Source organism: Microbacterium flavescens (assembly GCF_018588945.1).
GTDB classification, from domain to species: domain Bacteria; phylum Actinomycetota; class Actinomycetes; order Actinomycetales; family Microbacteriaceae; genus Microbacterium; species Microbacterium flavescens.
On record NZ_JAFIWA010000004.1, the window covers coordinates 303,005 to 329,577 of the forward strand.

Here is a 26,573-nt window from a genome sequence, read left to right on the forward strand (position 1 = left end):
CAGGAGCGAACCACACAGGATGACCGTGATCCCCCCGGGAAGGCCCGCCCGTCGCCGCGCCCCGCGCGCCGCCGCGGTCGTCGTGGCGATCCTGACGGCCCTGGCCGTGCTCGCGCCGGGAGGTGCGTTCGCCGACACGCCCACACCGTCGCCGACGCCCACCCCGCCGATCCCGGCCGGCACGACCGCGTTCACCCTGACCCCGATCTCGAACGGCATCGTCCGGTCCGGCGAACCGCTGGTCGTGTCGCTCACCCTGCAGAACGAGACGCTTTCGCCGACCGCGCCCGCCACCGCGACGCTGTCGCTCGGGCGCCGGGCGCTGGCCGACCGCACCGCGCTCACCGCCTGGCTCGACGGGGAGGAAGCGGGTGTGACGACGGAGCCCGTCGCCACCGCGCCGCTGGAATCCGTCCCCGCCGGCTCGTCGCGGGTCGCCGCGGCACGTGTCGAGGCGACGGACGCCGCCCTCCGTGGGCTCGCGCCCGGCGTGTACCCGCTGCGTGCGACCTATGCCGCCCCGTCGGGGACCGTGACGTCGACGAGCGCGATCATCGTTCCCCCGACCGACGGCGACGAGGTGGGCATCGGGGTGCTCGTGCCCATCACCGTCGGCCCGCTCGGCGCGGGGCTTCTCAGCGCCGAGGAGCTCGGCACCCTGACCGAGCCCGGCGGCGCCCTCACCGCGCAGCTCGACGGGGTCGAGGGAACGACGGCGATCCTCGCGGTCGACCCCGCCATCCCCGCGGCCATCCGAGTGCTCGGCACCGCCGCGCCCGTCACCGCCACCGAATGGCTCGAGCGCCTGGACGCGCTTCCCAACTCCCGGTTCGCCCTGCAGTTCGGCGACGCGGACGTCGTTCCGCAGATCGAGTCCGGCCTGGCCCGCCCGCTCGCACCGACCTCGCTCCGCGCCTACATGGATCCGGCGGACTTCGTGCCCGAGGCGGACCCCACGCCCGAGCCGACCCCGACGCCGACTCCGACCGAGGTGGTCGACCCCGCGGCCCCGGTCTACCCGACGCTTGGCGAGCTGCTCGACATCGGCACGGGCTCCCGCGCCGCGGTCTACTGGCCCGTCGCCGGCACCGCAGGACCCGCCGTTGTGGAAGGGCTCGGCGAGATCCGCATCGACGACCAGGCGTCCCTGACGCTGATCTCGTCCGACTCGACCACCGCGGGTCGCGCAGGCCAGACCGTCCCCGCACACGGCCGCGCCGGCGAGGCGGAGGTGCTCGTCTACGACGCCGACGTCAGTGACGCGCTCGCGACGGCGTCCGGCCTCGAGGAGCCCCCGTTGCGCGGCGCCGCGCTGGCGGAGGCGACGGCCTACCTCGCCTTCGCGGCGGCCGAGACCGACGGAGCGCCGCTCCTGGTGAGCCTGGGCCGCGACCTCGACCGCTCCCGGGTGGCCATCGGCGCGACGATCGGCGCCGCCACCACCGCGCCCGACGTCACCCCGTTCACCCTCGGCGGGCTGGCCAACTCGGCCGTGCGCGAGGTCGAGATCGAGGACGCCCCCGAAGAGCCGGAGCGGGCGGCCGCGGCATCCGCTCTCCTCGAGGAGGAGGGCGAGCTCGCACGGTTCGCGACGATCCTCGACGACACGAGCCTCATCACCGGGCCGCAGCGGGCGGAGATCCTCCAGCTGCTCGGGATCGGCTGGCTCGCCGACGACGCCGCCTGGACGGAGGCGATTGACGAGCACCGTGCCGCGACCGTCACCACGCTCGACTCGGTCGGACTCGTGCCGACGAGCGCCATCAACCTCTTCGGCTCCAACGTGGGACTGCGGTTCTGGGTGCGCAACGACCTGCCCTACCCCGTGAACCTCGTGCTCTACGTCACGCCCGACAACCTGCGGCTCAACGTGCAGCGAGCCAATCCGCTGGTGGCCCCGGCCGGCAGCAACAGTCGCGTGGAGGTCCCCGTGCAGGCGCGCGTCGGCAACGGCGAGGTCACCCTCGACCTGCAGCTGCGCAGCCGGGCGAGCGTCGCGATCGGCGATCCCGAGTCGGTCGAGGTGAACGTGCGTGCCGAATGGGAGAGCTTCGGACTCGCCGCCCTCGGAGTGGTCGTCGGCGGGCTCCTGCTGCTCGGCGTCGTCCGCACGGTGCTGAAGCTGCGCGCCCGTCGGCGAGGAGCGGATGCCACGGCCGAGGAGCCCGCGGCTGAACAGCCTCCCTCGGAGGAGACCTCGTGAGCGTCGCACGGGCCAGCGCGCTGATCGGGGCGGGCACGATCGTCTCCCGGGTCACGGGACTTCTGCGCACGATCGTTCTCGTGTGGGCCGTCGGCGCCACGACAGCCGGCGGAAACGCCTTCGCCGTCGCCAACCAGCTGCCCAACAACATCTACGCGATCATCTCGACGGGCCTGCTCAGCGCCGTCGTCGTGCCGCAGATCGTCAAGGCCGCCGCCCACGATGACGGCGGCAGAGCGTTCGTTTCCAAGCTGTTCACCCTCGGCACGGTGGTGCTGCTGGGCACGGCCGCACTCGCGACCCTCGCGGCGCCGTGGCTGGTCGCGCTCTACGCGCCGGACTACGAGCCCGCTCAGCAGGCCCTCGCAACGGCGTTCGCGTACTGGTGCCTGCCCCAGATCCTCTTCTACGGCCTCTTCGCGCTCGTGGGCGAGTCGTTGAACGCTCGCCGGGTCTACGGCCCCTACACGTGGGCGCCGATCGTCAACAACGTCGTCTCGATCGCCGGCTTCCTCGTCTTCATCTGGCTCTTCGGCGCCGGTGCGACGTCGACCCAGTGGACGCCCGAGATGATCGCCGTCCTGGCGGGGACGGCGACCCTGGGAATCGTCGTCCAGACCGGCATCCTGTTCCTGTTCTGGCGCCGTACCGGCCTGCACGTGCGTCCCGACTTCCGCTGGCGCGGCGTGGGACTCGGCCAGATCGGGAGGCTCGCGGGCTGGACCTTCCTCATGGTCGTCGCGGGGCAGCTCGCCGGCATCGTCCAGTCGCGCGTGATGTCGCAGATCCCCGAGGGCGATCCCGGATTCTTCGTCGCCGGCAACGCCTGGCTGATCTTCATGCTCCCGTACTCGATCATCGTGCTGTCGATCGGGACGCCCTACTTCACGCAGTTGAGCGAGCACGCCGGTGCCGGCCGCGATGACGAGGTCCGCGCGGACATAGGGCGCAGCATCCGCACCCTCGGTCTCTTCATCGTGGCCGCGACAGCCGCCCTGGCGGTCGCGGCGATCCCGATGTCGCGCATCTTCACCAACTCGCGCGAAGAGGCCGTCGGCGCCGCCGGCGTGCTGCTCTGCTACCTCGTCAGCCTCATCCCGCTGGCCGTGCTCTTCGTGATCCAGCGCACGTTCTACGCCTACGACGACACCCGCACGCCGTTCTTCTTCACGCTCGGGCAGTGCGTCATCGTGGTGCTGACGGCGCTGCTCGCCTCGTGGGCCGCCGACGCTGACGTCATCGGCATGGGACAGCTCGCCGCGGCCGTGGCACTCGGCCAGTCCTTCGCGAGCGTGTGCCAGGTCATCGTCGCCACGTGGCTGCTGCAACGGCGCCTCGGCGGGCTGCGGATCGGGTCGTGGATGCTGTCACTCGGCCGCTTCGCCCTGGCCGCGGTGCCCGCCGCCGGCGCCGGCTGGCTCACCTTCCAGCTGCTGGGCGGCGCGGACGGATGGACGGTCTCGGACAAGATCCTCGGCGTGCTCGGATCGGCCGTGATCGGCGCGGTGGTGCTCCTCGTCTACGTCGCGTTCCTCGCCCTCCTGCGCGCACCGGAGCTGTCGGCGGCGACCGCCCTCGCCAAGCGGGTCCTGCCCGGCAGGCGCTGACCGCCCGGCTCGGCGCCAGGCCGCCGACGACCGTCGCGGCGGAATGCCGCGCGGTTACCATGTGTTGAGGTGTACGGGGCCGAAGTGCCCTCGACAGAAGGGGTCGCAGTGCGTCACGTCATCATCATCGGTTCAGGTCCTGCGGGCTATACGGCAGCGATCTACGCGGCGCGGGCGAACCTGGAGCCCCTGCTGATCGCCAGTTCGGTCGAGGCCGGCGGCGACCTGATGACCACCACCGATGTGGAGAACTTCCCCGGATTCCCGGAGGGCATCCAGGGTCCCGACCTCATGACCCGTATGCAGGAGCAGGCGGAGCGGTTCGGCACCGAGGTGCTGTTCGACGACGTCGTCTCCCTCGAGCTGGACGGCCCCGTCAAGAAGGTCACCCTGGGCAGCGGCACGGTGCACGAGGCGCGCTCGGTCGTGTACGCGACCGGCTCCGCGCACCGCAAGATCGGCATCGAGGGCGAAGAGCGGCTGTCGGGTCGCGGCGTGTCCTACTGCGCGACGTGCGACGGCTTCTTCTTCCGGGAGCGGGTCATCGCCGTCGTCGGCGGTGGCGACTCCGCGATGGAGGAGGCGACCTTCCTGACCAAGTTCGCCTCGAAGGTGTACGTCATCCACCGCCGTGACGAGCTGCGCGCCTCGAAGATCATGCAGGAGCGCGCGTTCGCCAACGAGAAGATCGAGTTCGTCTGGAACAGCGAGGTCGTCGACGTCCTCGGCGATGACGCCGTCACCGGCGTTGTCCTCGAGAACACGGTCGACGGCACGCGCAGCGACCTCGCGCTCGACGGGCTGTTCGTCGCCATCGGCAACGACCCTCGCACGCACCTCGTGCACGACAAGCTCGAGCTCACCCCGGAAGGCACCATCTGGGTCGACGGCCGGTCGTCCCGCACGTCGGTCTCGGGTGTGTTCGCCGCCGGAGACGTCATCGACCCCACCTACCGGCAGGCCGTGACCGCAGCCGGCAGCGGCACCGTCGCGGCGCTGGACGTGGAGCACTACCTCGCCTCGCTCGGCGAGGCCGGCGCGCCCGACGTGGTGGGCGACCAGATCGAGGGCCTCCCCGAGGCCGATCCCGAGCAGACCGCAGCCTGACCGCGCCGCACCTCGCGGCGGAACAATACCGGCGCGCGGTGCGTTCGACACCATGAACGACTTCCACCTGAAGGAGACAACATGACCGCCAAGGCGACGACGTCTGCCACGTTCGACCAGGACGTGCTCCAGGCCGAAGGACCCGTGCTCGTGGACTTCTGGGCTGAATGGTGCGGTCCCTGCCGCATGGTCTCGCCCATCCTCGACCAGATCCAGTCGGAGCACCCCGACAAGCTCACGATCCTGAAGCTCAACGTCGACGAGAACCCCGACCTCGCCATGAAGTACCAGATCACGTCGATCCCGGCGATGAAGGTGTTCAACAAGGGCCAGGTCGAGACCACGATCATCGGCGCCAAGCCGAAGTTCGCTCTCGAGAAGGACCTCGAGGCGTACATCGCCTGAGCCGCCCCTCGCCGAAACCCCGCTGTCTGCGTCGAACCGCAGGTCAGCGGGGTTTTTCGTTGCATGCCGGTTGAGGCATCCATTCATTTCCGGAGAAATTCGCGAGAGGATGTCGATCCCGACCTTCGTCGTTCGACGTACAGGATGACGGGGCCGGAGCGGCTCTCCGGGCCGAGCGGCCCGCAACGACAAGGAGCAGAGACATGCGTTACATGCTGATCATGCAGGTGCAGCCCGAGGCCGCAGCCACGGCTTCCGAAGAGCTCGACATGGAGCAGGTCATCGCCGCCATGGGGGCGTACAACGAGGAGCTGCAGAAGGCCGGCGTCTTCCTCTCGGCCGAGGGACTCTCGGACGCGAGCGAGGGATTCCGCGTCGACTTCTCGTCCGCGCCGCCGGTGGTGACGGACGGACCCTATGCCGAGGCGCGCGAGGTCTTCACCGGCTTCTGGATCCTCGAGGTCGCGAACCGCGAGGAGGCCGAGCACTGGGCCCGCAAATGCCCGCTCGGTCCGGGTGTCGCCCTCGAGGTGCGGCGCGTGAACGAGCTGAGCGACTTCGACATGCCCGACAACGAGTGGATCTCGAAGGAGCAGGAGTGGCGGGCTGCCAACGCCTGATCGACCGGCCTGGCGTCACTGCCCGTCAGGACGCGTCTGCACGCGCCGTCGCATCCCAGCGGCGGTGCGTGTTCGCGTCGCCGAGCAGACGCCACACGGCGCGGGTGAGCGGCGGGTAGTCGAGCGCGATCTGCCGGAGCACGCGATAGTGCCGCGCGGCGTTGGGCCGGTTTCCGCCGTTCGCCTCGATGGTCTCGGCCCGCAGGGTGAAGACGACCAGTTCATCGACGGTCGGCAGGTCGTCCATGAAGTCCCACGGGTCTTCGCCGGCGCGCAGACGCTCGGCGATCACGACCGCAAGTTCATCGGATGCCTCGGCACGCAGCAGCTCGAGACTCGCTCGGCGGCGCGGGCTCTGATCTGCGTTCGGCACCCATCCAGGGTACGACGCCCTGCCGACCTCGGGCCGCGTTCCACGCCTACGCTGGCATCATGACCGAGGACGACGCACGCACCCGCCGGGCGGTCGAGGCGGTCTGGCGGGCCGAGTCCGCCCGGATCGTGGCGGCCCTGACCCGGCACACCGGTGACTTCGGCTGGGCCGAGGATCTGGCGCAGGATGCGCTTGTCGAAGCCGTCGCGAAATGGCCGGGAAGCGGCATCCCGGACAATCCGGGCGCCTGGTTGCTCGCCGTCGCCAAGCGGCGTGCGATCGACGGTTGGCGGCGCCGCGAGCGCCTTAGTCAGCGCGAGCCGCTGCTGGCGGTCGACGTGCAGGACGCCGAGCGACACGACTCGGTCCCTGACCTCGGCGATCCCGATCGCATCGACGACGACGTGCTGCGGCTGGTGTTCGTGGCCTGCCACCCGGTGCTTCCCGCGCAGGCACGCCTGGCGCTCACCCTGCGCACGGTGGCGGGCCTCACGACCGAGCAGATCGCCCGTGTGCTGCTGATGACCGTGCCGACCGTCCAGCAGCGGATCGTGCGGGCGAAGCGCACGCTCGCCGATGCCGGGGTGCCGTTCGAGGTGCCCGATCGGGCCGAGCGTCCAGCACGACTGGCCAGCGTGCTGCAGGTGATCTATCTGCTATTCACCGAGGGGTATGCGGCGGCGTCCGGGGACCGCCCGGTGCGGGCCGACGTCGCGCGCGAGGCTGTGCGCCTGGCTCGGCAGCTTCACGCGCTGGCGCCCGGCGAGTCGGAGGTCGACGGGCTCATCGCGCTCATGGAGTTCCAGTCGTCGCGGTTCGCCGCCCGCACCGACGCCGACGGGCTGCCCCTGACTCTGGCCGAGCAGGATCGGCACCGCTGGGACCGTTCCGCGATCGGTCGGGGTCGCGAGGCGATGGAGCGAGCGGATGCCTCGCCCCGCGGGCTGGGCTACTACGGGCTGCAGGCGGCGATCGCCGAGTGCCACGCGATCGCGCCGTCCTTCGACGAGACCGACTGGGAGCGGATCCTGCGGCTGTACGACGCACTCGAGCGGCTCGCGCCGTCGGCCGTCGTGCGCCTCAACCGGGCTGTCGCGGTGTCGATGGCCGAGGGACCCGAGTCCGCCCTGCCGATCATCGACGAGCTGGACGCGGAGCTGGGTGGCTTCCGTCCCCTGCACGCCGTGCGTGCCGAGCTGCTCGAGCGGATGGGGAGACCGGATGCCGCGGCCGCGGAGTTCCTCGCCGCCGCATCACTGCCGGGCAACGAGGCCGAGGCTACCGTCCTCCGACGCCGGGCCGCGGCGCTCGGCGCCGGTGTGGGTCAGGCCGCGCCGTAGCCCGTCTCGCCGAGCTCCTCGAGAATGCGGTTGAGGTCTTGGATGCTCGCGAAATCGATGCTGACCTGGCCTTTACGCGCGGTCAGTGAGATTCGGACACGTGTGTTGAGGCGATCGCCGAGGCGTTCGGCGACCTCGTCGAGGTGTGCACGGCGCGAGCCGGCGGTGGGCTTGGCGGAGGGGCGGGATCCGGCATCCGTCATCTTCGCGGCAGCTTCCGCGGAGCGCACCGAGAGATCCTCGTTGACGATCTTGTCGGACAGGCGCTGCATCGCCTCGGGCGTGTCGAGCGAGAGGATCGCGCGTGCATGTCCCGCCGTCAGCACGCCGGCGGCGACGCGCTGCTGCACCGGAACCGGGAGCTTGAGGAGGCGGATCGTGTTGCTGATCTGCGGACGCGACCGGCCGATGCGGCTGGCGAGCTCCTCCTGGGTGATGCCGAAGTCTTCGAGGAGCTGCTGGTACGCCGAGGCCTCTTCGAGCGGGTTCAGCTCGGAGCGGTGGAGGTTCTCGAGAAGCGCGTCGCGGAGCAGATGCTCGTCGGCCGTCTCGCGGATGATCGCGGGGATGGACGTGAGCCCGGCCTCGCGTGCCGCGCGGGTGCGGCGCTCCCCCATGATGAGCTCGTACTCGCCGTCCTCGTTGGCGCGGACGACGACCGGTTGCAGAACCCCGAACTCGCGCACGCTGTGGACGAGTTCGGCGAGGTCCTCGACGTCGAAGTGCGTGCGCGGCTGGCGCGGGTTCGGCACGATCGAGTGGGGGTCGATGTGCGCGAGGCGTGCGCCCGGGACCTGGACGAGGTCGTCGGCCGGGGCGTCGTCGGGCTGCGTGCCCGCCTGCGCGCTGGGAGCGTCGTCGTCGCTGGGCACCGCGCGCGGGAAGAACACGTCCGCGGGGCGATCCTCTGCCGGTTCTGTCGTCGGGATCAGCGCGCCGATCCCCCGTCCGAGGCCTGTGCGTTTGGCCATCAGGCACCCCCTTCGATCTGCGATTCGACGTTCTTCTCCGCGACGGGCTCTCCGTCACGGCGGATGATCTCAACGGCCGCCTCGCGGTACGCGATCGCGCCGGCCGACTGCCCATCGTAGGCGATGACGGTCTGGCCGAAGCTCGGGGCTTCGGAGACGCGCACCGACCGCGGGATCACCGTGTGGAGCACTTCCTTGGCGAAGTGCTCGCGGACCTCTTCGGCGACCTGCTGCGCCAGACGCGTACGGCCGTCGTACATGGTCAGCAGGATCGTGCTGAGCTTCAGGACCGGATTGAGGTGCTTCTGGATCATGCGCACGGTGCCGAGCAGCTGGCTCAGGCCCTCGAGTGCGTAGTACTCGCACTGGATCGGGATGAGCAGCTCCCTGGCGGCCGTGAAGGCGTTGATCGTCAGGAGGCCCAGCGACGGCGGGCAGTCGATGATGACGAAGTCGATGTGGTCCTCGAGCGTGGCGAGGTACTCGTCCAGCGCGGTCTTGAGCCGATGCTCGCGCGCGACCTGCGAGACGAGCTCGATCTCGGCCCCGGCGAGGTGGATGGTGCTCGGTGCGCACAGCAGGTTGGGCGACTCCGGGCTGACCTGGACGATGTCGGCGAGCGGGAATTCGTCGATCAGCACGTCGTAGACGCTGGGGATGTCGGCCGTGTGCGGCACGCCCAGCGCGGTTGACGCGTTTCCCTGCGGGTCGAGGTCGATGACCAGGACCCGGGCGCCCACGGAGGCCATCGCGGCCGCGATGTTCACCGTGGTCGTCGTCTTGCCGACGCCGCCCTTCTGGTTCGAGACCGTCAGGACGCGGGTACGGCCGCTGAGTCGGACGTCGGTGCTCTCGAGCGCGCGGCGTCGCGCGGAAAGATCGGCGAGTTCACGAGCGAGAGGGGTGTCGTCGAACGAGAAGGATGCTGCGGCCCCCGCCTCGTCGGGCTGTTTCACGTGAAACACTCTCCCTTTCGCGAGCGATCAACAACGTCTCCCACTCTATCCCGCCCCCACCCCATCCCCCGCCCCGCGCGCGGCCGGCGTCGCACCCACCGGTCGAGTAGGCGCCCCAGCGCCGTATCGAGACCGGCAGCCAAGAGTGACCTCGATACGCGCTTCGCGGGCTACTCGATCAGCGGTTCCCGCCACAACCTCGCCGGTCGAGTAGGCGCGCCAGCGCCGTATCGAGACCATCCATCAGGGCGGCCGCGTTTCACGTGAAACATCGACCGCGGTGCCCGCACCCGCACCCCGCCGGTCGAGTAGGCGCGCCAGCGCCGTATCGAGACCCAGTCGCTGCACCGATTTCGATACGCGCGCTTCGCGGGCTACGCCAGCGCCGTATCGAGACCAGCCATCAGGGAGGCCGCGTTTCACGTGAAACATCGACCGCGGTGCCCGCACCCGCACCCCGCCGGTCGAGTAGGCGCGCCAGCGCCGTATCGAGACCCACCCGTGCGGACGATCTCGATGCGCGCGCTTCGCGGGCTACTCGATCAGCGGCCCCCGCCACCACCCCGCCGGTCGAGTAGGCGCGCCAGCGCCGTATCGAGACCCACCCCCAACACGTTTCACGTGAAACATGCCCGAAGACGGTCTACTCCCGCCCCGGTGAAGTCCTTCTTGCTCAGCCCCGGGAGCTTCTCGGCCTGCTCCTTCACAAGCGCGAGCCGCTTTGCCCGACCCCAGCCCTGGACCTGCTTCTCGCGCCGATACGCATCGCTCACGCGGTCGAACTGCTCGAAGTACAGCAGCCTCACCGGGAGACGAGTGCGCGTGTATTGGGATCCCTCACCCTCGCCGTGCTGAGCAAGTCGGTATTCGAGGTTGCGGGTGCTTCCGACGTAGAGCGACCGATCGGAGCACTCAAGGATGTACATATAGGCCATGAGGAAGAGCCTGCTGTTGGGTCGGGTTGCGTGCCGCGTGCGTAGGCGATCCCGTGGAGTGTCCAGATGCTGCGCGAGCCGGGGAGGAAGCGGTGCGCGCCTGCGCTCATAACGGCTGGGAGCGATGTTTCACGTGAAACGTCGCTCCGGGGCGGGGATCTCGATACGCGCTGCGCGCTACTCGATCAGCGGGAACGTGTGCACCGCGCGACTGGCCATGTGCGCCCCCAGCGGGATCTCGATACGCGCTTCGCGCTACTCGATCGGCGGGAACGCCTGCAATCGAGCGGAGGTACGGCACGTAGACGGGATCTCGATACGCGCTTCGCGCTACTCGATCAGCGGGAACGCCTGTGCGGCGACTTGCCTAGTGCGCGCGCTCGAGAAGGAGCTTGGTACACGCTTCGCACTACTCGATCAGCGGGTGCCGATACGACTATCGAGGTGAGTGACGTGAGACCCCGGACCACCGTGGGCTCGCGCCGGGGATGTTCACGTGAAACGCCGGAGAGCTACCGCGCGGGGAGCTCTCGATACGCGCTTCGCGCTACTCGATCAGCGGGAACGTGTACACGGCGACTGGCCTGTGCGCACCCGGCCGGATCCCATAACGCGCTTCGCCCTACTCCACCAGCGGGTGCTGCCTACTGCGCCCAAAGCGATGTTTCACGTGAAACGCGGCGGTCAGCGGACGGTCGCACGCACCACGCGGGACGGCTCGGGCAGAAGGCCCTCGCCCACGACCTCGACACGCGCGTTCGTCACCCGGAACTTGCGCAGCTGCTTTTCAGCGGCCTCGATCTCGTTCACGGCGCTTGCGCCCTTCAGGAGGATCAGCTCACCGCCGTCACGGACCAGCGGAGCAGTGATCGGCACCAGCGTGCGCAGTGCGCTCACGGCTCGTGCCGTCACCGAGTCGAGCACGGGCCCGAACCGCCAGTCCTCAGCTCGCGCGCGGACGACTTCGACGTTGTCCAGTCCGAGTGCGTCGACCTGCTCGGTCAGCCACGCGACGCGGCGCTCCATCGGCTCGATCAGCACCCATTGCACATCCGGGCGCGCGATGGCCAGCACGAGACCCGGGAGCCCCGCGCCCGAGCCGACGTCGCCGACACGACCGGGGGAGAACAGGGGAGCGATCACGGCGCTGTTCAGAATGTGCCGGCTCCACAGTCGAGGCGGCTCGAGGGGACCGACCAGCCCTCGCTCTTCGCCATGCTCGCCCAGTGCAGCGGTGAACTGGCGTGCCAGCTCGATCCGCTCACCGAAGATCCGTTCGGCGACCGCCGGCTCTGACTCGATCTCACTCATCAACTGCCGAACCTTCAACGCAACGTTTCACGTGAAACACCGCGTCAGGCGCGGCGGATCACCGTGTGGCGCTCGGCGCCTTCGCCGTACGACTCCGAGACGAAGCCGCGCTCCGAGACGATGTCGTGCACCAGCTTGCGCTCGTAGCTCGACATCGCCGGCAGAGATGCCTGCGACGCACCCTCTTCGAGACGCTCGATCGCGCGGTCCACCAGGGTCGCAAGCTGCGCCTGCCGGGTGCTGCGCGACCCGCCGACGTCGAGGATCAACCGCGAGAAGCGCCCGGTGCGGTTCTGCACCGCGATCCGCGTGAGCTCCTGCAGCGCCTGCACCGTGTCCGGATCGGCGATCAGCGACACCGACCCGCCTTCCGGCGCCTCGACCGAGACGTAGGCGCGTCCGGCGCGGACGTCGAGATCGAGGTCTCCGTCGATGTCGGCGATGTCGAGCAGACCCTCGAGGAAGTCAGCGGCGATGTCACCTTCCTGCTCGAGCTGCTCCACAGTCGCGGGCTCGCGCTCGGTGGCCACCTCGGTGGGAGCGAAGTCGGGCGTGCTGGTCATGGTGTCCTCAGATACGTCGGTCGTCGTTGATCAAGACAGAGCGGGCTCAGGATGCCGCGCCCGCGGCGCCGCCGGACGAGTCGGTGCCCGTCGGCTTCGGCTTCTGCCCCTGCTTCTTGGCGCGCTGCTTGCTGACGGGCTGCTGACGCTTGGGGGCTGCGGCGCGAGCACGCTCGGCCTCTTCGTACAGTCGCTTCTGCTCGGCCAGGTACTTCTCCATCGGGACGACCTTGCCCGTCGCGTCGAGCGCCTTGCCCTTGCGTGCGAGGCGCTCCTCGCGCTCCTTGGCAGCCTCCGACCCGGGGGTCGGCATCTCGCGGATGACGAGGAACTGCTGACCCATCGTCCACAGGTTCGAGACGAACCAGTAGATGACGACGCCGAGGGGGAAGAAGACTCCCGAGAAGACGAAGGCGAAGGGAAGCACCCAGAGCATGATCTTCTGCATCTGGTAGGCCTGGCCGGTCTTGGCCTCGGGGGAGAGGTTCTTCGAGATGATCTGCAGCTGGGTGAAGAACTGCGAAGCGATCATCAGCACGACGAGCGTCGCGAGGATCGCGATCGCCGCGGTGTTGCCGGTGTTCACCGCGTCGATCAGCGTCTCGTGGAGCGACGCGACGCCGAACAGCTTCGCGTTGTAGAACTCCGCGGTGAGCTCGGCGTTGAGGAGTCCGACGCCGCCGACCTCGAGCCTGGCGTGCTTGCTGACGTCGTTGAGCACGCTGAACAGGGCGAAGAAAATCGGCATCTGCACGAGGAGCGGCAGACAGCTCGAAACGGGGGTGGTGCCGTGCTTCTTGTACAGGGCCATCGTCTCGCGGCTCATCGCCTCACGCGAGAGCTGATCGCGCTTGCCCTTGTACTTCTCCTGAACTTTTCGCAGTTCAGGGGCGATTTCCATCATCTTGCGCTGGCTCTTGATCTGCTTGACGAAGAGCGGGATCAGGGCAGAGCGGACGACGATGACCAGGCCGACGATGGACAGCACCCACGTGATGCCGTCGGCCGCCGGAAGGCCGATGGCGGTGAAGAACCAGTGCCACGCGACAAGGACAGCCTCGACGGCCCACTTCAGGGGCCACAGGATGGTCCCGATCAGATCGAACCCTCCGGCGTCGGGTGCGGGGGCGGAGGCCAGTAGAAGATCCATGCGGAGGATCAGTCCTTTCCAGAGGGGACAGGCACCACGAACCCGCGAGGGGTCAATGCATGCCGGAAGTTCGCGTGCGGCGGGACGTCATCGACGCCGCCCACCGCCCAGGGATGACAGCGGGCGAGTCGGGCCGCGGTGAGAGCCACGCCCTTCAGCGCGCCGTACTGCTGCACAGCACCGACCGCGTACGCCGAGCACGACGGGTAGTACTTGCACACGTCGCCGTACGTGTGCGAGATGGTGGCGCGGTAGCCGTGCAGCAGCGCCAGCGCGGCGTTGCGGGGGAGGAGCGGCACAGCACGGAGTGAGTCGGATGCCTCGAAGTGGGCGTCGCCGAGAGCGTACGCCGGCAGCACGCTCATGCCGCCCTCCGAGCGAGGCATCGAGCGACCTCGTCGCGCAGCTCGCTGAACGGGGCGTTCGCGGCGCTCGGCAGAGCCCGGATCACGATGTCGCTGCCGTCGCGCACGGACGGCAGCGCTTCCGCGCACAACGCCTTGAGCCTGCGGCGGACCGTGTTGCGTACCACGGCGCCGCCCACCTGCCGGCTGACGATGAAACCGAACCGCGCCGGGCCATCGGCCACGGCGCTGTTCACATAGGTCACGGTGTGCGTTCCGGCACACCGACGGCCCCGACGGACGACGGCCTTGTACTCCGCTCCGCGGGTGAGTCGGTTCGGCCTCGCCAGCACCGCTCGGGGGTCAGGCCGAGAGCTCGGTGCGGCCCTTGCCGCGACGAGCCGAGAGGATGGCACGGCCGGCGCGGGTGCGCATGCGGGCACGGAAGCCGTGCTTCTTGGCGCGACGGCGGTTGTTGGGCTGGAAGGTGCGCTTGCTCATGGGATCGCTTCCGGATCGGGTGTCACCGGGAGAATGAGACCGGAGACGCTACGTACAAAGGGACTGCCGCGAGGGCATAAGTCAACCGATTTAGGGTACGCCGGACTGACTGAGAACTCAAACCGAGCGCGACCGACCGGACATTATCCCTGGGCGGGCACTTCGGTCCTGGCAACGACACACCCGCCCGATCTACAGTGGAGTTTGCTCCGGAGACGCCTGCGAACTAGCGTGGCTCCGGCAGTTATCCACAGGCCTGGCGCACTCGAAACGCGGCCTCCGGTGGAATCATCAACAACCCGGGGGGGCCATGTCACCGCACGAAGTTCCAGATGTCCCAGTCTGGTCAGCCGTGCTCGACGAGCTCATCCAGGACGAGCGGATCACCCCGCAGCTCCATGGCTTCCTGAGTCTCGCCGTGCCGCAGGGCGTAATGGGCGGAACCCTCTACCTCGACGTCCCCAACGACCTCACCGCCGCCCAGTTCACCAAGCGCATGCGCACTCCGATCATGGAAGCGCTCGCCAAGGTCGACCAGGACGACACCCAGCGCGCCGGCACGTTCCGCGTGGTGGTCAACCCCGAGCTCGTCGACGCGCACCTCACGGCCCCGATCCCCGTCCAGTCATCGGCGCAGCCGATGTCGCAGCCGGCCCCCGCGCCGACCGCGGTTCTGCACGCGCAGCGTGAGGACGCTCCGGATGCCGCATCCGCCGCCTCCCGCAGCGACACGCGACTCAACCCGAAGTACACCTTCGACAACTTCGTCATCGGGCAGTCGAACCGGTTCGCGCATGCCGCCGCGGTCGCAGTGGCGGAGGCGCCGGCCAAGGCGTACAACCCGCTGTTCATCTACGGCGACTCGGGCCTCGGCAAGACCCACCTGCTCCACGCCATCGGCGACTACGCGATGAGCCTGTACTCCGGCATCCGCGTACGGTACGTGTCGAGCGAGGAGTTCACGAACGACTTCATCAACTCGATCGCCAACAACCGCGGTTCGGCCTTCCAGGCGCGCTACCGCGATGTCGACATCCTCCTGATCGACGACATCCAGTTCCTGCAGGGACGCGCCGAAACGCAGGAAGCCTTCTTCCACACGTTCAACACGCTGCACGACCACGACAAGCAGGTCGTGATCACCAGCGATGTCCCGCCGAAGCACCTGACGGGCTTCGAGGACCGCATGCGCAGCCGCTTCGAATGGGGCCTCATCACCGACGTGCAGGCGCCCGACCTCGAGACCCGCATCGCCATCCTCCGCAAGAAGGCGCAGAGCGAGCGGCTGCATATTCCGGACGAGGTGCTCGAGTACATCGCCACCGTGGTGTCGTCGAACATCCGCGAGCTCGAGGGCGCACTCATCCGCGTGTCGGCATTCGCCAGCCTGAACCGCTCGACACTCGATATGTCGCTCGCCCAGACGGTGCTGCGCGACATCGTCGACCAGGATGACGCGAACGTCATCTCGCCGACCGACATCATCACGGCCACGGCCGCCTACTTCAAGCTCACCGTCGACGACCTGTACGGTTCGAGCCGCTCCCAGTCGGTGGCGACGGCTCGCCAGATCGCCATGTACCTCTGCCGTGAGCGCACCAGCCTCTCCCTCCCGAAGATCGGCCAGCTGTTCGGCAACCGCGATCACACGACCGTGATGTACGCCTACAAGAAGATCAGCGATCTCATGAAAGAGCGCCGGTCGATCTACAACCAGGTCTCCGAGATCACCGCTCAGCTGGGTCGCAACGGCCGCTGATCCGGCGTGCGGTCATATGCCGCAAGAAGTGCTTGACACCCGCCGGAGGCAGGGCCATTATTCGCGTTCTTCACAGTGTGGAAAACCTGTGGATAACTCCACAGCCCTGCGGAAACGCTGTGGGCGACGGGCACGTGCCTGTGGATGAATGTCGAAACACCTCGCGCCGCGCTCGACCTCTCCGCTCCGCCCTCCGCAGCCGTTCCACATCTCACAAAGATGTGATTCCCATCTGCCGACTGGGATCGGCTGAGTTGTCCACAGTTTCCACAGCCGTTAACACCATGACAAGAAGTATTTATAGATCTCCCGTTCGATCACCTTGACGGTGGAAAGAGCGGTGGACGGATGCTCGTCCCGTGAAGGACTGGCATCGGCACGCCCTGCCACTAGCATTGGAGGCCCAACCGCAGTCGAGGGAGCATCCGTGAAGTTCCACGTCAATCGCGATGTGTTCAGCGAAGCCGTGTCATTCGTCGTCAAGCTCCTGCCGCAGCGAAACCCGCAGCCGATTCTCGCGGGCGTGCTGATCGAGGCATCCGACGCGGGTCTGTCGCTGGCAGCCTTCGACTACGAGGCATCCGCTCGCACGACCATCGAAGCCACCGTCGATGAGCCGGGCACGATCCTCGTCCACGGCCGTCTGCTCTCCGAGATCGCGAGCCGGCTGCCCAACGCCCCCATCCAGATCGAAGTGGATGACGACGGCGGCATCCTGCTCAGCTGCGGGTCGGCGCGCTTCACGCTCTCGTCCATGCCGGTGCAGGAGTACCCGGCGATCCCCGAGGTCACCGGCGACTCCGGGCTCGTGCCGTCGGAGGACTTCGCGACTGCGATCGCGCAGGTGGCCTTCGCCGCGTCGCGCGACGATGTGACCCCGGTCCTCACGGGCGTGCAGCTCGAGGTCTCGGGCACGGGGCTCAGCCTCGTCGCGACCGACCGTTACCGCGTCGCGCTCCGCGAGATCCCGTGGGACGGCGGCGGCACGGCATCCGAGGAGTCGACGACGGCGCTGGTTCCGGCCCGCACGCTGACCGAGGTCGGCAAGACCTTCGCGCACGGCGGCGACATCTCGATCGCATTCTCCGGCTCGGGCGACCGCGAGATCATCGCGTTCACCGCGGGCAACAAGACCGTCACCTCGCTGCTCATCAAGGGCAACTTCCCGCCGGTCCGCCGGCTGTTCCCCGAGGCGACCGAGCACCACGCCGTGGTGAACACCGCTGAGCTCGCCGAGGCCGTGCGCCGTGTGTCGCTCGTGCTCGACCGGTCCGCGCCGCTGCGGTTCACGTTCACGACCGACAGTGTGTCGATGGATGCCTCGGGCACGGAGCAGGCGCGTGCGACGGAGTCGGTCGATGCCAACCTCGTCGGCGAGGACGTGACGCTCGGTCTCAACCCGCAGTATCTCCTCGAGTCGCTGAGCGCGGTGAAGAGCGAGTTCGTCCGCATCACGTTCACGTCGAGCGACAACGCGAACAAGCTCAGCCCGGTGCTCATCACGCCGCAGACGTCGGTCGACAAGGCCGGCGCCGACTCGTTCCGCTACCTGCTGCAGCCCAACCTGCTCCTGCGCTGATTCACCCATCCCCGACGGGCGACGCGTTTCGTCTCGCTTCGCTCGCTCAACGACCCGGGTGTGAGGAGCTGAGCGGAGCGGGATCGTCCGGAGAGCGCGCGGGCTCGGGACTGGCGGGCGCCGACGCCGAAGGCGACGCCGCGGGTAAGCGCGCCGGAGGACGATCTCGCGCAGCGGTCCTCGACGACCAGGACGTCGCCCCCGCTCACTAGGCTTGACCGGTGATCGTGGAGCAGCTGAGTCTCGTCGACTTCCGCAACTACGCGGTCGCCGACGTCACCCTGGCTCCCGGTCCGAACGTCTTCGTCGGCCGCAACGGTCAGGGCAAGACCAATCTCGCCGAGGCGATCGGATTCTTTGCCACGCTCGGCTCGCACCGGGTCTCCAATGACGCGCCGATGGTGCGCGACGGAGCGGATGCCGCGATCATCCGTGCGCGTCTGTCCCACGGCGACCGGCGGGTCATGCTCGAGGTGCAGCTGAACCGCCAGGGTTCGAACAAGGCGCGGGTCAACGGCGCGCCGGTCAAGCCGGCGGAACTGCCACGCTACGCCCAGGTCGTGCTCTTCGCCCCGGAAGACCTGCAGATCGTCCGCGGGGATCCGTCGTCGCGGCGTCGGTTCGCCGACCAGCTGCTGATCCAGCGGGCGCCGCGGATGGCGGGTGTGCTGGCCGACTACGAGCGCGTCCTGAAGCAGCGCACCGCTCTCCTCAAGTCGGCGAAGGCGCGAGGAGTGCGCGGCGACGCGCTGACCACGCTCGACGTGTGGGACGACAAGCTCGTCTCGCTCGGCACGGAGGTCATCGAGGCACGCCTGGGCCTGGCGGCCGATCTCGCCCAGCCCCTTGCGGCGGCCTATGCGGCCATCGCCGGCGCCGACCACCGTCCCGAGGCGACGTGGGCGCTGTCGGTGACCGGGGGCGATCCGGAGGAAGGGGCGGACGCGCCCGTGGCCGAGGCATCCGGCTCCCGCATCGGGGACCTCTTCCGCCAGGCTCTGGCCGCACGCCGCAGCGCCGAGCTGGATCGCGGGCTCACGCTGGTGGGGCCCCACCGCGACGACCTCGTGCTTCGAGTCCGCGAGCTGCCGGTCAAGGGCTACGCATCGCACGGTGAGTCGTGGTCCGTGGCACTCTCCCTGCGGCTGGCCTCGGCCGAGCTGCTGCGCGCCGAGTCGCGGCTCGGCGATCCTGTCCTCATCCTCGACGACGTCTTCGCCGAACTCGACGCCGATCGCCGTGCGCGGCTGGCGCAGCTCGCCGGCGGCTACGAGCAGGTCGTCGTGACCGCCGCCGTCGAGGAGGACGTCCCCACAGCACTGCGCGCGCGGATCGTGCGCGTCGAGGCGGGCACGATCCTGGAGGAAGCGGATGCTTGATCCCGACGCGCGCGCCGAGGGCGAGGCATCCGCTCCCGCCGGAGGCACGGTTCCCGAGACCGTCGCGACCTACCTGCGCCTGCGCGGTCTGGAGCCGTCGGCGCGGTCGTTCCGCAAGCGCCGGCGCCGCGTGGCCGACGACGAGAACGCCCCGTTCACCCCGGGTCGCGACCCCCGCGGCGTCGGCGACGTGCTCTCCGCACTCACCCGCGAGGCCGGATGGGACAAGGAACTCGCGCGCGAGGACGTCGTGCGCGCGTGGTCGGACGTGGCGGGTGAGGACACCGCGGGGCACACCCGGCCGGTCGCGTTCTCGGAGGGCACGCTCACCGTTCAGGCGGACTCCACGGCGTGGGCCAAGCAGCTTCAGCTCATGCGTGCGCACATCCTGTCGGAGATCGTCCGCCGCTTCCCGGATGCGGGGGTCGATGCAATCCGTTTCATAGGGCCGGACGTCCCCTCCTGGAAATGGGGTCCCAGAACGATTCCAGGGCGTGGCCCGCGCGATACCTACGGCTGAGCCACGTCAGATATCGTCCGGAAGGATTTCATCGCGCCACAGGGGCGCAGAACCTCCGCGCGGCGGGTCTGGCTTGATAGACTGTCAGGGCCCCCGCCGATTGATCTGGAGCGCCCTGACTTATGACGTCCGTGAACCCCGACAGCGTTCCTGAAGAACCCGAAGCACGACCCGCCGAGACGGTTCGGAACGAGTACGGGGCTGATGACATCCAGGTGCTCGAGGGCCTCGAGGCCGTGCGCAAGCGCCCCGGCATGTACATCGGCTCGACCGGAGCCCGTGGCCTGCACCACCTCGTGCAGGAGATCGTCGACAACTCGGTGGATGAGGCGCTCGCCGGCTACTGCGACTCCATCGAGGTGACGATCCTCGAAGACGGAGGTGTCCGCTGCGTGGACAACGGCCGCGGGATCCCGGTCGACATGCACCGCACCGAGGGCAAGTCGACCGTCGAGGTCGTCCTCACCGTGCTGCACGCCGGTGGAAAGTTCGGCGGCGGCGGCTACGCGGTCTCGGGCGGTCTGCACGGCGTCGGCTCGTCCGTCGTGAACGCGCTGTCGACGCGGCTCGAGGTCGAGGTCCGCCGCCAGGGTCACGTCTGGCGTCAGTCGTACCGCGATGGCGGCCAGCCGCTCGCCCCGCTCGAGAAGGGCGAGGCGAGTGAGGAGACCGGCACCACGATCACCTTCTGGCCGGATGCGACGATCTTCGAGAACGTCGACTTCGACTACGACACGCTGCGCACCCGGTTCCAGCAGATGGCGTTCCTCAACAAGGGACTCCGCATCACCCTGCGTGACGAGCGCCCCGAGGGTCTCGTCGAGGTCGCGGAGGAAGGCGAAGGCGACGAACTGCAGCCGCGCCACGACAGCTTCCTCTACGAGCGCGGACTCGTCGACTACGTCGAACACCTCAACAAGGTGCGCCACGCCGAGGTCGTCAACGACGAGATCATCGACTTCGAGAGCGAGGACACCGGCCGCAACATCGCGCTCGAGCTCGCGATGCAGTGGACGACGAGCTACACCGAGAACGTCTTCACGTACGCGAACACGATCAACACGCACGAGGGCGGCACCCACGAAGAGGGCTTCCGCGCGGCGCTGACGACGCTCGTCAACAAGTACGCGCGCGCCCAGGGCATGCTCAAGGAGAAGGACGACAACCTCACCGGCGAGGACATCCGCGAGGGTCTCACCGCGGTGCTCTCGGTCAAGCTGTCCGAGCCGCAGTTCGAAGGCCAGACCAAGACGAAGCTCGGCAACACCGAGGCGAAGGCGTTCGTGCAGCGCGTCGTCGGCGAGCAGCTCGGCGACTGGTTCGACCGCACCCCGGTCCAGGCCAAGAACGTCGTCCGCAAGGCGATCGACGCGGCGACCGCACGGCTCGCCGCGCGCAAGGCGCGCGAGACCGCTCGACGCAAGAGCGTCTTCGAGTCGGCGGCGATGCCCGACAAGCTCAAGGACTGCACGAGCAAAGACCCCTCGATCAGCGAGATCTTCCTCGTCGAGGGCGACTCGGCCGGCGGCTCCGCCGTGCAGGGCCGCGACCCGCACACGCAGGCGATCCTCGCTCTGCGCGGCAAGATCCTGAACGTCGAGCGCGCCCGGCTCGACCGCGCGCTCGGCAACAAGGAAGTCCAGGCGATGATCCAGGCCTTCGGCACGGGCATCGGCGAGGACTTCGACATCGAAAAGGCGAGGTACCACAAGATCGTCCTGATGGCCGATGCCGACGTCGACGGCCAGCACATCACGACGCTCCTGCTGACGCTGCTGTTCCGCTACATGCGCGGGCTCATCGAGGCGGGCTTCGTCTACCTCGCGCAGCCGCCGCTGTACCGGCTCAAGTGGTCGAACCACGCGCACGAGTACGCCTACAGCGACCGCGAGCGCGACGCGCTCCTCGCCGAGGGGGCTGCGGCCGGCCGCCGCATCCCAAAGGACAACGCGATCCAGCGCTACAAGGGTCTCGGCGAGATGAACGACCACGAGCTGTGGGAGACGACGATGGATCCCCAGACCCGCACCCTCAAGCAGGTGACGATCGACGACGCCGCCGCGGCCGACGAGATCTTCACGGTCCTGATGGGGGAGGACGTGGAATCCCGCCGCGGCTTCATCCAGCGCAACGCCAAGGATGTGCGCTTCCTCGACATCTAGACGTTTCGTCTCGGCGACCCCCCGGTCGTTGAGCGAGCGCAGCGAGACGAAACGACACGAAGAGAGACACGCGAATGGCTGACGAAGAACGCCCCGCCCCCTTCCACGATCACGGCAAGATCGACCAGGTCGACCTGCAGCTGGAGATGCAGCGCAGTTACCTCGACTACGCCATGAGCGTCATCGTCGGGCGCGCGCTGCCCGACGTGCGCGACGGGCTCAAGCCGGTGCACCGCCGCGTCATCTACGGCATGTACGACGGCGGATTCCGTCCCGACAAGTCGTTCTCGAAGTGCGCGCGTGTGGTCGGCGAGGTCATGGGCCACTACCACCCGCACGGTGACGCCCCGATCTACGACGCCCTGGTGCGCCTCGTCCAGCCGTGGTCGCTGCGCTACCCGCTCGCGCTCGGTCAGGGCAACTTCGGCTCTCCCGGCAACCAGGGCGCCGCCGCGCCGCGGTACACCGAGACCAAGATGGCCCCGCTCGCGCTCGAGATGGTGCGCGACATCGAGGAAGAGACGGTCGACTTCCAAGACAACTACGACGGCCAGACGCAGGAGCCCACGGTCCTCCCGGCGCGCTTCCCGAACCTGCTCGTCAACGGCTCGGTCGGCATCGCCGTCGGCATGGCGACGAACATCCCGCCGCACAACCTTCGCGAGGTCTCGGCCGGCGCTCTCTGGGCGCTCGAGAACCCGGATGCCACGCGCGAGGAGCTGCTCGAGGCGCTCATGGCGCGCATCCCCGGGCCCGACTTCCCGACGCACGCGCAGATCCTCGGCACCCGGGGCATCAAGGACGCGTACCGCACCGGGCGCGGCTCGATCACGATGCGCGCGGTCGTCAACGTCGAGGAGATCCAGGGCCGCACGTGCCTCGTGATCACCGAGCTGCCCTACCAGGTGAACCCCGACAACGTCGCGGTGAAGATCAGCGACCTCGCGCGCGAGGGCAAGATCACGGGCATCGCCGACATCCGCGACGAGACGTCCGGCCGTACCGGACAGCGTCTGGTGATCGTGCTGAAGCGGGATGCCGTCGCCAAGGTCGTGCTCAACAACCTGTACAAGCACACCCAGCTGCAGGAGAACTTCGGCGCGAACATGCTCGCGATCGTCGACGGCGTTCCCCGCACGCTGCCGCTCGACGGATTCATCACGCACTGGATCGACCACCAGATCGAGGTGATCGTCCGCCGCACCACGTACCGGCTGCGCGAGGCCGAGAAGCGCATGCACATCCTGCGCGGCTACCTGAAGGCGCTCGACGCGCTCGACGAGGTCATCGCGCTCATCCGCCGTTCGCCCACCGTGGACGAAGCCCGCGAGGGCCTCAAGGTCCTCCTCGAGATCGACGACCTCCAGGCCGACGCGATCCTGCAGATGCAGTTGCGCCGGCTCGCCGCGCTCGAGCGTCAGAAGATCATCGACGAGGCGGCCGACCTCGAGGCGAAGATCACCGACCTCAACGACATCCTCGCCACCCCGGCGCGGCAGCGGACGATCATCCGCGATGAGCTCACCGGCGTCGTCGAGCGCTTCGGCGACGACCGTCGCACACAGATCCTCCACGGCTACGACGGCGACATGTCCATCGAGGACCTCATCCCCGAAGAGGAGATGGTGCTCACCGTCACGCGCGACGGCTACATCAAGCGCACGCGCAGCGACAACTACCGCTCGCAGCACCGCGGCGGCAAGGGAGTGAAGGGCGCGCAGCTGCGCGCGGATGACGTCGTCGAGCACTTCTTCGTCACCACGACCCATCACTGGCTGCTGTTCTTCACGACCAAGGGTCGCGTCTACCGCTCGAAGGCCTACGAGGTTCCCGAGGCCGGGCGCGATGCGAAGGGTCAGCACGTCGCCAACCTGCTCGCGCTCCAGCCCGACGAGGAGATCGCTCAGATCCTCGACATCCGCGACTACAGCGTCGCCGAGCATCTGGTGCTCACGACGCGCAGCGGTCTGGTGAAGAAGACCCGTCTCACCGAGTACGACACCAACCGCCAGGGCGGGGTCATCGCGATCAAGCTCCGCGAAGGCGACGAGGTCGTGAGTGCGCTCCTCGTCGACTCGGGCGACGACATCCTCCTCATCAGCCGGCACGGCATGTCGCTGCGGTTCACCGCGACCGACGAGGCCCTGCGGCCGATGGGCCGCTCCACCGAGGGCGTCAAGGGAATGTCCTTCCGGGGCGACGACAGCCTCCTGTCCGCCTCGCTCGTGAAGGACGACGGCTACGTGTTCGTCGTCACCGAGGGCGGCTACGCGAAGCGCACCGCGGTCGACCAATACCGGGGCCAGAGCCGCGGCGGTCTGGGCATCAAGGTGGCTCGTCTGAACGAGGATCGGGGCGATCTGGCGGGCGGTCTGATCGTCACGGATGACGACGAGGTCCTTGTGGTTCTTGCCAGCGGCAAGGTGGTACGCTCTGCCGTGGCCGAGGTCCCAGCGAAGGGCCGCGACACCATGGGTGTCGTGTTCGCCCGCGCCGCCGACGAGGATCGCATCATCGCGATCGCACGGAACGGAGAGCGGGGCTTGGCCGAGAACGCCGAGGCCGCCGACCAGGAGTCCGGCACATCCCCCGAGGCCTCGCCCGAGATCCCCGAAGAGAGTACTGACGCATGAGCACCGTAGCCGACAAGCTCGCCAAGAAGTCCACCCACCGCACCTCTGCCAAGCAGGTCCGCCTGCGCCTGGTGTACATCGACTTCTGGTCGGCTGTGAAGCTGTCGTTCCTTGCCGCCATCGCGATCGCGGTCGTGACGGTGGTCTCGTTCGTGCTCGTCTTCCTCGTCGTGCAGACGACCGGCCTCATCACGCGAGCGGACGAGTTCTTCGGCAACTTCACCGACGGCACCATCCTGCTCTCGAACTTCGTCAGCCTGCCTCAGGTGCTCGCCTTCTCGGCGATCGTGGCGATCCTGAACCTCGTCGTGGTGACGGTGCTCGGCGCGGTCCTGGCCGGCATCTACAACCTGGCGGTCAAGGTGACCGGCGGCCTGCTCGTCGGCTTCACCTCCAACTGACGTCGCTTCACGGAACGGGCTCGATCACCGATCGGGCCCGCTTCTGCGTCCCGACCCGATTCGTGAAAACCGCCCACGTCGGGTAAAGTCTCTGAGGTTGATCGACGTGAAAGCGTCGCAGCAGACGGGGCTATAGCTCAGGCGGTTAGAGCGCTTCACTGATAATGAAGAGGTCCCAGGTTCAAGTCCTGGTAGCCCCACCGAAACACACAGCCCCGGGGCCTTAGCTCAGTTGGTAGAGCGCCTGCTTTGCAAGCAGGATGTCAGGAGTTCGAATCTCCTAGGCTCCACAGTCCAAGGACCGGCCCGAAGGGCCGGTCCTTTCTCCATCTCCAGCGCCCTCGGAAAGCGTTTGTCGAGAACGTCCCCCAATCGGTGGACATTGTGTAGGACTTATACAAGTTCGATCCTCGACGTGCACGCGGATCTCCGGCCACGACGACAGCATCCGCGCGCCCGCCCTCCGACCGGCGATAGACCTTCCTCACGAACTTGGGGGCAACCGATTGTTCGACTGGGAAGGGGAATCACATGTATTGGTCATGGATGAGACTCGCGGCGGCTGCTGTGGCGCTGTCCGGCGTGGCCGCCGGCTACATCGTCAACGTCGACCGCGCCACCCGGCAGGGCCAGGACCTCGCGGTCGTCCTCGCGAACTACTTCAGCATGTTCACCATCGTCTCGACGATGATGGCCGTCGCCGCTCTCGCATCGGCCGCGGCGTGGGCGCGGCTGCATCCGGACGCGGAGCGTGAACCTCTCGGCATCGCGCTCGTGATGGGGATCGTCACGGCACCGATGCTGCTGCTCGGCGTGGTGTACAACGTGCTGCTCCGGGGCGGCCCGAGCGGAGCTGCCCTCGGGGACTCGGCGGGCATCGCCATGCTCGACACCTTCGCGATCGAGGTGCTCCACGTGGTGCTGCCGCTGTACTTCCTCGCGGATCTGCTGTTCGCGAGCAAGCGGCGCGGCCTGCCGTGGTGGGGCCTGGCGGTGATCCTCGCGTATCCGGTCCTCTGGCTGATGCACACGATGATCCGCGGGGAGTTCGTCGCCGACCCGTCCGGTGCGGCGCCGTACTGGTACCCCTACCCCTTCCTCGATCCGCACGGTGCCGGCGGGTGGGGATCGGCACTGATCTATATCGTCGGCATCTTCATCGCCTTCGTCGTGATCGGCGCGGGCATCGTCGCGCTCGACCGTCATCGCGACCGGCGCCGCTCGCGTCGTGCCTCCTCGGCTCCGCCGATCGGCGCAGTCCGGGTGTGACCTCGCGGCCGGCGATCCCCTCCCTCGGCAGGGCGGGGATCGCCGGTTAGGGTGAAGCATGGATCTGCGCGTCGCGGCCTACGCCGTGGTCATGGACGACGACGGGCGCCTGCTCCTGGCCCACTGGAACGAGGGCCGCCGCGCCGCGTGGACGATGCCCGGCGGAGGGCTCGAACCCGGCGAGGATCCCGAGCGAGCGGCTCGCCGTGAGGTGCGCGAGGAGACGGGCTACAAGGTGATCGTGGACGAGCTCCTCGGCATCCACTCCCGCGTCATCCCGCCCGGACGCCGGCTCACGCCCGGCGTGACCGAGCCGCTGCACACCCTGCGCATCGTCTACCGCGCGCATGTGGTGGGCGGAAAGCTCCGCAACGAGAAGGACGGGTCCACCGACCGCGCGGCGTGGTTCCCCCTCGCGGAGGTGCAGACGCTCCAGCGCGTCAAGCTCGTCGACATCGCCCTCGAGATGGCGAAGATCTGACTGA

At 68.5% G+C, this 26,573-nt stretch carries 25 protein-coding genes and 2 tRNA genes; 17 read left to right on the forward strand and 10 right to left on the reverse strand.

Annotated elements, in window-relative coordinates; translation table 11 throughout:
* Positions 1-19: 19 nt before the first annotated feature.
* From JX005_RS10455 to JX005_RS10475, 5 genes are all read left to right on the forward strand, one after another.
* Entirely contained in the window at positions 20-2,203 is a 2,184-nt protein-coding gene (locus tag JX005_RS10455) for a DUF6049 family protein (protein ID WP_214467417.1), read from the forward strand.
* Entirely contained in the window at positions 2,200-3,810 is a 1,611-nt protein-coding gene (murJ, locus tag JX005_RS10460; protein ID WP_214467418.1) for a murein biosynthesis integral membrane protein MurJ, read from the forward strand. The genes JX005_RS10455 and murJ overlap by 4 nt, the downstream gene beginning before the upstream one ends.
* A 108-nt stretch (positions 3,811-3,918) precedes the next feature.
* Positions 3,919-4,917 (forward strand): thioredoxin-disulfide reductase, encoded by a 999-nt coding sequence (trxB, locus tag JX005_RS10465; protein WP_214467419.1) that lies wholly within the window; start codon positions 3,919-3,921, stop codon positions 4,915-4,917.
* A gap of 81 nt (positions 4,918-4,998) precedes the next feature.
* Positions 4,999-5,322, forward strand: a complete 324-nt coding sequence (gene trxA / locus JX005_RS10470; protein WP_214467420.1) for a thioredoxin — start codon at positions 4,999-5,001, stop codon at positions 5,320-5,322.
* Positions 5,323-5,525: 203 nt separating this feature from the next.
* Positions 5,526-5,942: a YciI family protein gene (locus JX005_RS10475; RefSeq protein WP_214467421.1), complete on the forward strand. Its 417-nt coding sequence runs from the start codon at positions 5,526-5,528 to the stop codon at positions 5,940-5,942.
* A 25-nt stretch (positions 5,943-5,967) separates the two neighbouring features.
* On the opposite strand, the gene JX005_RS10480 is transcribed toward JX005_RS10475, so the two are convergent.
* Entirely contained in the window at positions 5,968-6,315 is a 348-nt protein-coding gene (locus JX005_RS10480; RefSeq protein ID WP_214467422.1) for a tryptophan synthase subunit alpha, read from the reverse strand.
* A 59-nt stretch (positions 6,316-6,374) separates the two neighbouring features.
* Between JX005_RS10480 and JX005_RS10485 the strand changes: the two genes are divergently transcribed.
* Positions 6,375-7,655 carry an RNA polymerase sigma factor gene (locus JX005_RS10485; RefSeq protein ID WP_214467423.1) on the forward strand — a complete coding sequence of 427 codons (1,281 nt, stop codon included), beginning with the start codon at positions 6,375-6,377 and terminating at the stop codon, positions 7,653-7,655.
* On the opposite strand, the gene JX005_RS10490 is transcribed toward JX005_RS10485, so the two are convergent.
* From JX005_RS10490 to rpmH, 9 genes are all read right to left on the reverse strand, one after another.
* Entirely contained in the window at positions 7,640-8,626 is a 987-nt protein-coding gene (locus JX005_RS10490) for a ParB/RepB/Spo0J family partition protein (protein ID WP_214467424.1), read from the reverse strand. The genes JX005_RS10485 and JX005_RS10490 overlap by 16 nt on opposite strands.
* Positions 8,626-9,582, reverse strand: a complete 957-nt coding sequence (locus JX005_RS10495; protein WP_214467425.1) for a ParA family protein — start codon at positions 9,580-9,582, stop codon at positions 8,626-8,628. The genes JX005_RS10490 and JX005_RS10495 overlap by 1 nt, the downstream gene beginning before the upstream one ends.
* 617 nt (positions 9,583-10,199) lie before the next feature.
* The gene (locus JX005_RS10500) at positions 10,200-10,517 is read right to left on the reverse strand and encodes a GIY-YIG nuclease family protein (RefSeq protein ID WP_214467426.1); all 318 of its coding nucleotides are present in this window, start codon (positions 10,515-10,517) and stop codon (positions 10,200-10,202) included.
* Positions 10,518-11,201: 684 nt separating this feature from the next.
* A complete protein-coding gene (gene rsmG / locus JX005_RS10505) occupies positions 11,202-11,828 on the reverse strand; it encodes a 16S rRNA (guanine(527)-N(7))-methyltransferase RsmG (RefSeq protein ID WP_214467427.1) in 627 nt (208 codons plus the stop codon).
* Positions 11,829-11,872: 44 nt separating this feature from the next.
* A complete protein-coding gene (locus tag JX005_RS10510) occupies positions 11,873-12,391 on the reverse strand; it encodes a Jag family protein (protein ID WP_214467428.1) in 519 nt (172 codons plus the stop codon).
* Positions 12,392-12,437: 46 nt separating this feature from the next.
* The gene (gene yidC / locus JX005_RS10515) at positions 12,438-13,541 is read right to left on the reverse strand and encodes a membrane protein insertase YidC (protein ID WP_214467429.1); all 1,104 of its coding nucleotides are present in this window, start codon (positions 13,539-13,541) and stop codon (positions 12,438-12,440) included.
* 8 nt (positions 13,542-13,549) lie between these two features.
* Positions 13,550-13,906 carry a membrane protein insertion efficiency factor YidD gene (gene yidD / locus JX005_RS10520; RefSeq protein WP_214467430.1) on the reverse strand — a complete coding sequence of 119 codons (357 nt, stop codon included), beginning with the start codon at positions 13,904-13,906 and terminating at the stop codon, positions 13,550-13,552.
* Positions 13,903-14,301 carry a ribonuclease P protein component gene (gene rnpA, locus JX005_RS10525; RefSeq protein ID WP_372447336.1) on the reverse strand — a complete coding sequence of 133 codons (399 nt, stop codon included), beginning with the start codon at positions 14,299-14,301 and terminating at the stop codon, positions 13,903-13,905. The genes yidD and rnpA overlap by 4 nt, the downstream gene beginning before the upstream one ends.
* The gene (gene rpmH, locus JX005_RS10530) at positions 14,249-14,386 is read right to left on the reverse strand and encodes a 50S ribosomal protein L34 (protein WP_036304730.1); all 138 of its coding nucleotides are present in this window, start codon (positions 14,384-14,386) and stop codon (positions 14,249-14,251) included. Before rpmH ends, rnpA begins: the two co-directional genes overlap by 53 nt.
* A gap of 310 nt (positions 14,387-14,696) precedes the next feature.
* On the opposite strand from rpmH, the gene dnaA reads away from it, so the two are divergent.
* From dnaA to JX005_RS10585, 11 genes are all read left to right on the forward strand, one after another.
* Positions 14,697-16,145 (forward strand): chromosomal replication initiator protein DnaA, encoded by a 1,449-nt coding sequence (dnaA, locus tag JX005_RS10535; RefSeq protein WP_214467432.1) that lies wholly within the window; start codon positions 14,697-14,699, stop codon positions 16,143-16,145.
* A 427-nt stretch (positions 16,146-16,572) separates the two neighbouring features.
* Positions 16,573-17,724, forward strand: a complete 1,152-nt coding sequence (gene dnaN / locus JX005_RS10540) for a DNA polymerase III subunit beta (protein ID WP_214467433.1) — start codon at positions 16,573-16,575, stop codon at positions 17,722-17,724.
* A 221-nt stretch (positions 17,725-17,945) separates the two neighbouring features.
* Complete coding sequence (recF, locus tag JX005_RS10545; RefSeq protein WP_214467434.1) at positions 17,946-19,103, forward strand: DNA replication/repair protein RecF; 1,158 nt, start codon at positions 17,946-17,948, stop codon at positions 19,101-19,103.
* The gene (locus JX005_RS10550) at positions 19,096-19,623 is read left to right on the forward strand and encodes a DciA family protein (protein ID WP_214467435.1); all 528 of its coding nucleotides are present in this window, start codon (positions 19,096-19,098) and stop codon (positions 19,621-19,623) included. Before recF ends, JX005_RS10550 begins: the two co-directional genes overlap by 8 nt.
* A 122-nt stretch (positions 19,624-19,745) precedes the next feature.
* Entirely contained in the window at positions 19,746-21,785 is a 2,040-nt protein-coding gene (gene gyrB, locus JX005_RS10555; protein ID WP_214467436.1) for a DNA topoisomerase (ATP-hydrolyzing) subunit B, read from the forward strand.
* Positions 21,786-21,859: 74 nt separating this feature from the next.
* The gene (gene gyrA, locus JX005_RS10560; protein WP_214467437.1) at positions 21,860-24,418 is read left to right on the forward strand and encodes a DNA gyrase subunit A; all 2,559 of its coding nucleotides are present in this window, start codon (positions 21,860-21,862) and stop codon (positions 24,416-24,418) included.
* On the forward strand, positions 24,415-24,819 hold the full coding sequence (locus tag JX005_RS10565; RefSeq protein ID WP_214467438.1) for a DUF3566 domain-containing protein: 405 nt from the start codon (positions 24,415-24,417) through the stop codon (positions 24,817-24,819). Before gyrA ends, JX005_RS10565 begins: the two co-directional genes overlap by 4 nt.
* 126 nt (positions 24,820-24,945) lie before the next feature.
* A tRNA-Ile gene (locus JX005_RS10570) sits at positions 24,946-25,019 on the forward strand.
* Between the two features lie 17 nt (positions 25,020-25,036).
* Positions 25,037-25,109 (forward strand) — tRNA-Ala (locus JX005_RS10575).
* A gap of 241 nt (positions 25,110-25,350) precedes the next feature.
* Positions 25,351-26,088, forward strand: a complete 738-nt coding sequence (locus JX005_RS10580; RefSeq protein ID WP_214467439.1) for a Pr6Pr family membrane protein — start codon at positions 25,351-25,353, stop codon at positions 26,086-26,088.
* A 58-nt stretch (positions 26,089-26,146) separates the two neighbouring features.
* A complete protein-coding gene (locus JX005_RS10585) occupies positions 26,147-26,569 on the forward strand; it encodes an NUDIX hydrolase (RefSeq protein WP_214467440.1) in 423 nt (140 codons plus the stop codon).
* Positions 26,570-26,573: the final 4 nt, after the last annotated feature.

Excerpts from the sequence above, each read along its gene's own strand:
- JX005_RS10455 (WP_214467417.1), top strand. The coding sequence starts at position 20 with ATGACCGTGATCCCCCCGGGAAGGCCCGCCCGTCGCCGCGCCCCGCGC.
- trxA (WP_214467420.1), top strand. The coding sequence starts at position 4,999 with ATGACCGCCAAGGCGACGACGTCTGCCACGTTCGACCAGGACGTGCTC.
- JX005_RS10475 (WP_214467421.1), top strand. The coding sequence starts at position 5,526 with ATGCGTTACATGCTGATCATGCAGGTGCAGCCCGAGGCCGCAGCCACG.
- JX005_RS10485 (WP_214467423.1), top strand. The coding sequence starts at position 6,375 with ATGACCGAGGACGACGCACGCACCCGCCGGGCGGTCGAGGCGGTCTGG.
- JX005_RS10490 (WP_214467424.1), bottom strand. The coding sequence starts at position 8,626 with ATGGCCAAACGCACAGGCCTCGGACGGGGGATCGGCGCGCTGATCCCG.
- JX005_RS10500 (WP_214467426.1), bottom strand. The coding sequence starts at position 10,517 with ATGGCCTATATGTACATCCTTGAGTGCTCCGATCGGTCGCTCTACGTC.
- rsmG (WP_214467427.1), bottom strand. The coding sequence starts at position 11,828 with ATGAGTGAGATCGAGTCAGAGCCGGCGGTCGCCGAACGGATCTTCGGT.
- JX005_RS10510 (WP_214467428.1), bottom strand. The coding sequence starts at position 12,391 with ATGACCAGCACGCCCGACTTCGCTCCCACCGAGGTGGCCACCGAGCGC.
- yidC (WP_214467429.1), bottom strand. The coding sequence starts at position 13,541 with ATGGATCTTCTACTGGCCTCCGCCCCCGCACCCGACGCCGGAGGGTTC.
- yidD (WP_214467430.1), bottom strand. The coding sequence starts at position 13,906 with ATGAGCGTGCTGCCGGCGTACGCTCTCGGCGACGCCCACTTCGAGGCA.
- rpmH (WP_036304730.1), bottom strand. The coding sequence starts at position 14,386 with ATGAGCAAGCGCACCTTCCAGCCCAACAACCGCCGTCGCGCCAAGAAG.
- dnaA (WP_214467432.1), top strand. The coding sequence starts at position 14,697 with ATGTCACCGCACGAAGTTCCAGATGTCCCAGTCTGGTCAGCCGTGCTC.
- JX005_RS10550 (WP_214467435.1), top strand. The coding sequence starts at position 19,096 with ATGCTTGATCCCGACGCGCGCGCCGAGGGCGAGGCATCCGCTCCCGCC.
- gyrB (WP_214467436.1), top strand. The coding sequence starts at position 19,746 with ATGACGTCCGTGAACCCCGACAGCGTTCCTGAAGAACCCGAAGCACGA.
- gyrA (WP_214467437.1), top strand. The coding sequence starts at position 21,860 with ATGGCTGACGAAGAACGCCCCGCCCCCTTCCACGATCACGGCAAGATC.
- JX005_RS10565 (WP_214467438.1), top strand. The coding sequence starts at position 24,415 with ATGAGCACCGTAGCCGACAAGCTCGCCAAGAAGTCCACCCACCGCACC.
- JX005_RS10580 (WP_214467439.1), top strand. The coding sequence starts at position 25,351 with ATGTATTGGTCATGGATGAGACTCGCGGCGGCTGCTGTGGCGCTGTCC.
- JX005_RS10585 (WP_214467440.1), top strand. The coding sequence starts at position 26,147 with ATGGATCTGCGCGTCGCGGCCTACGCCGTGGTCATGGACGACGACGGG.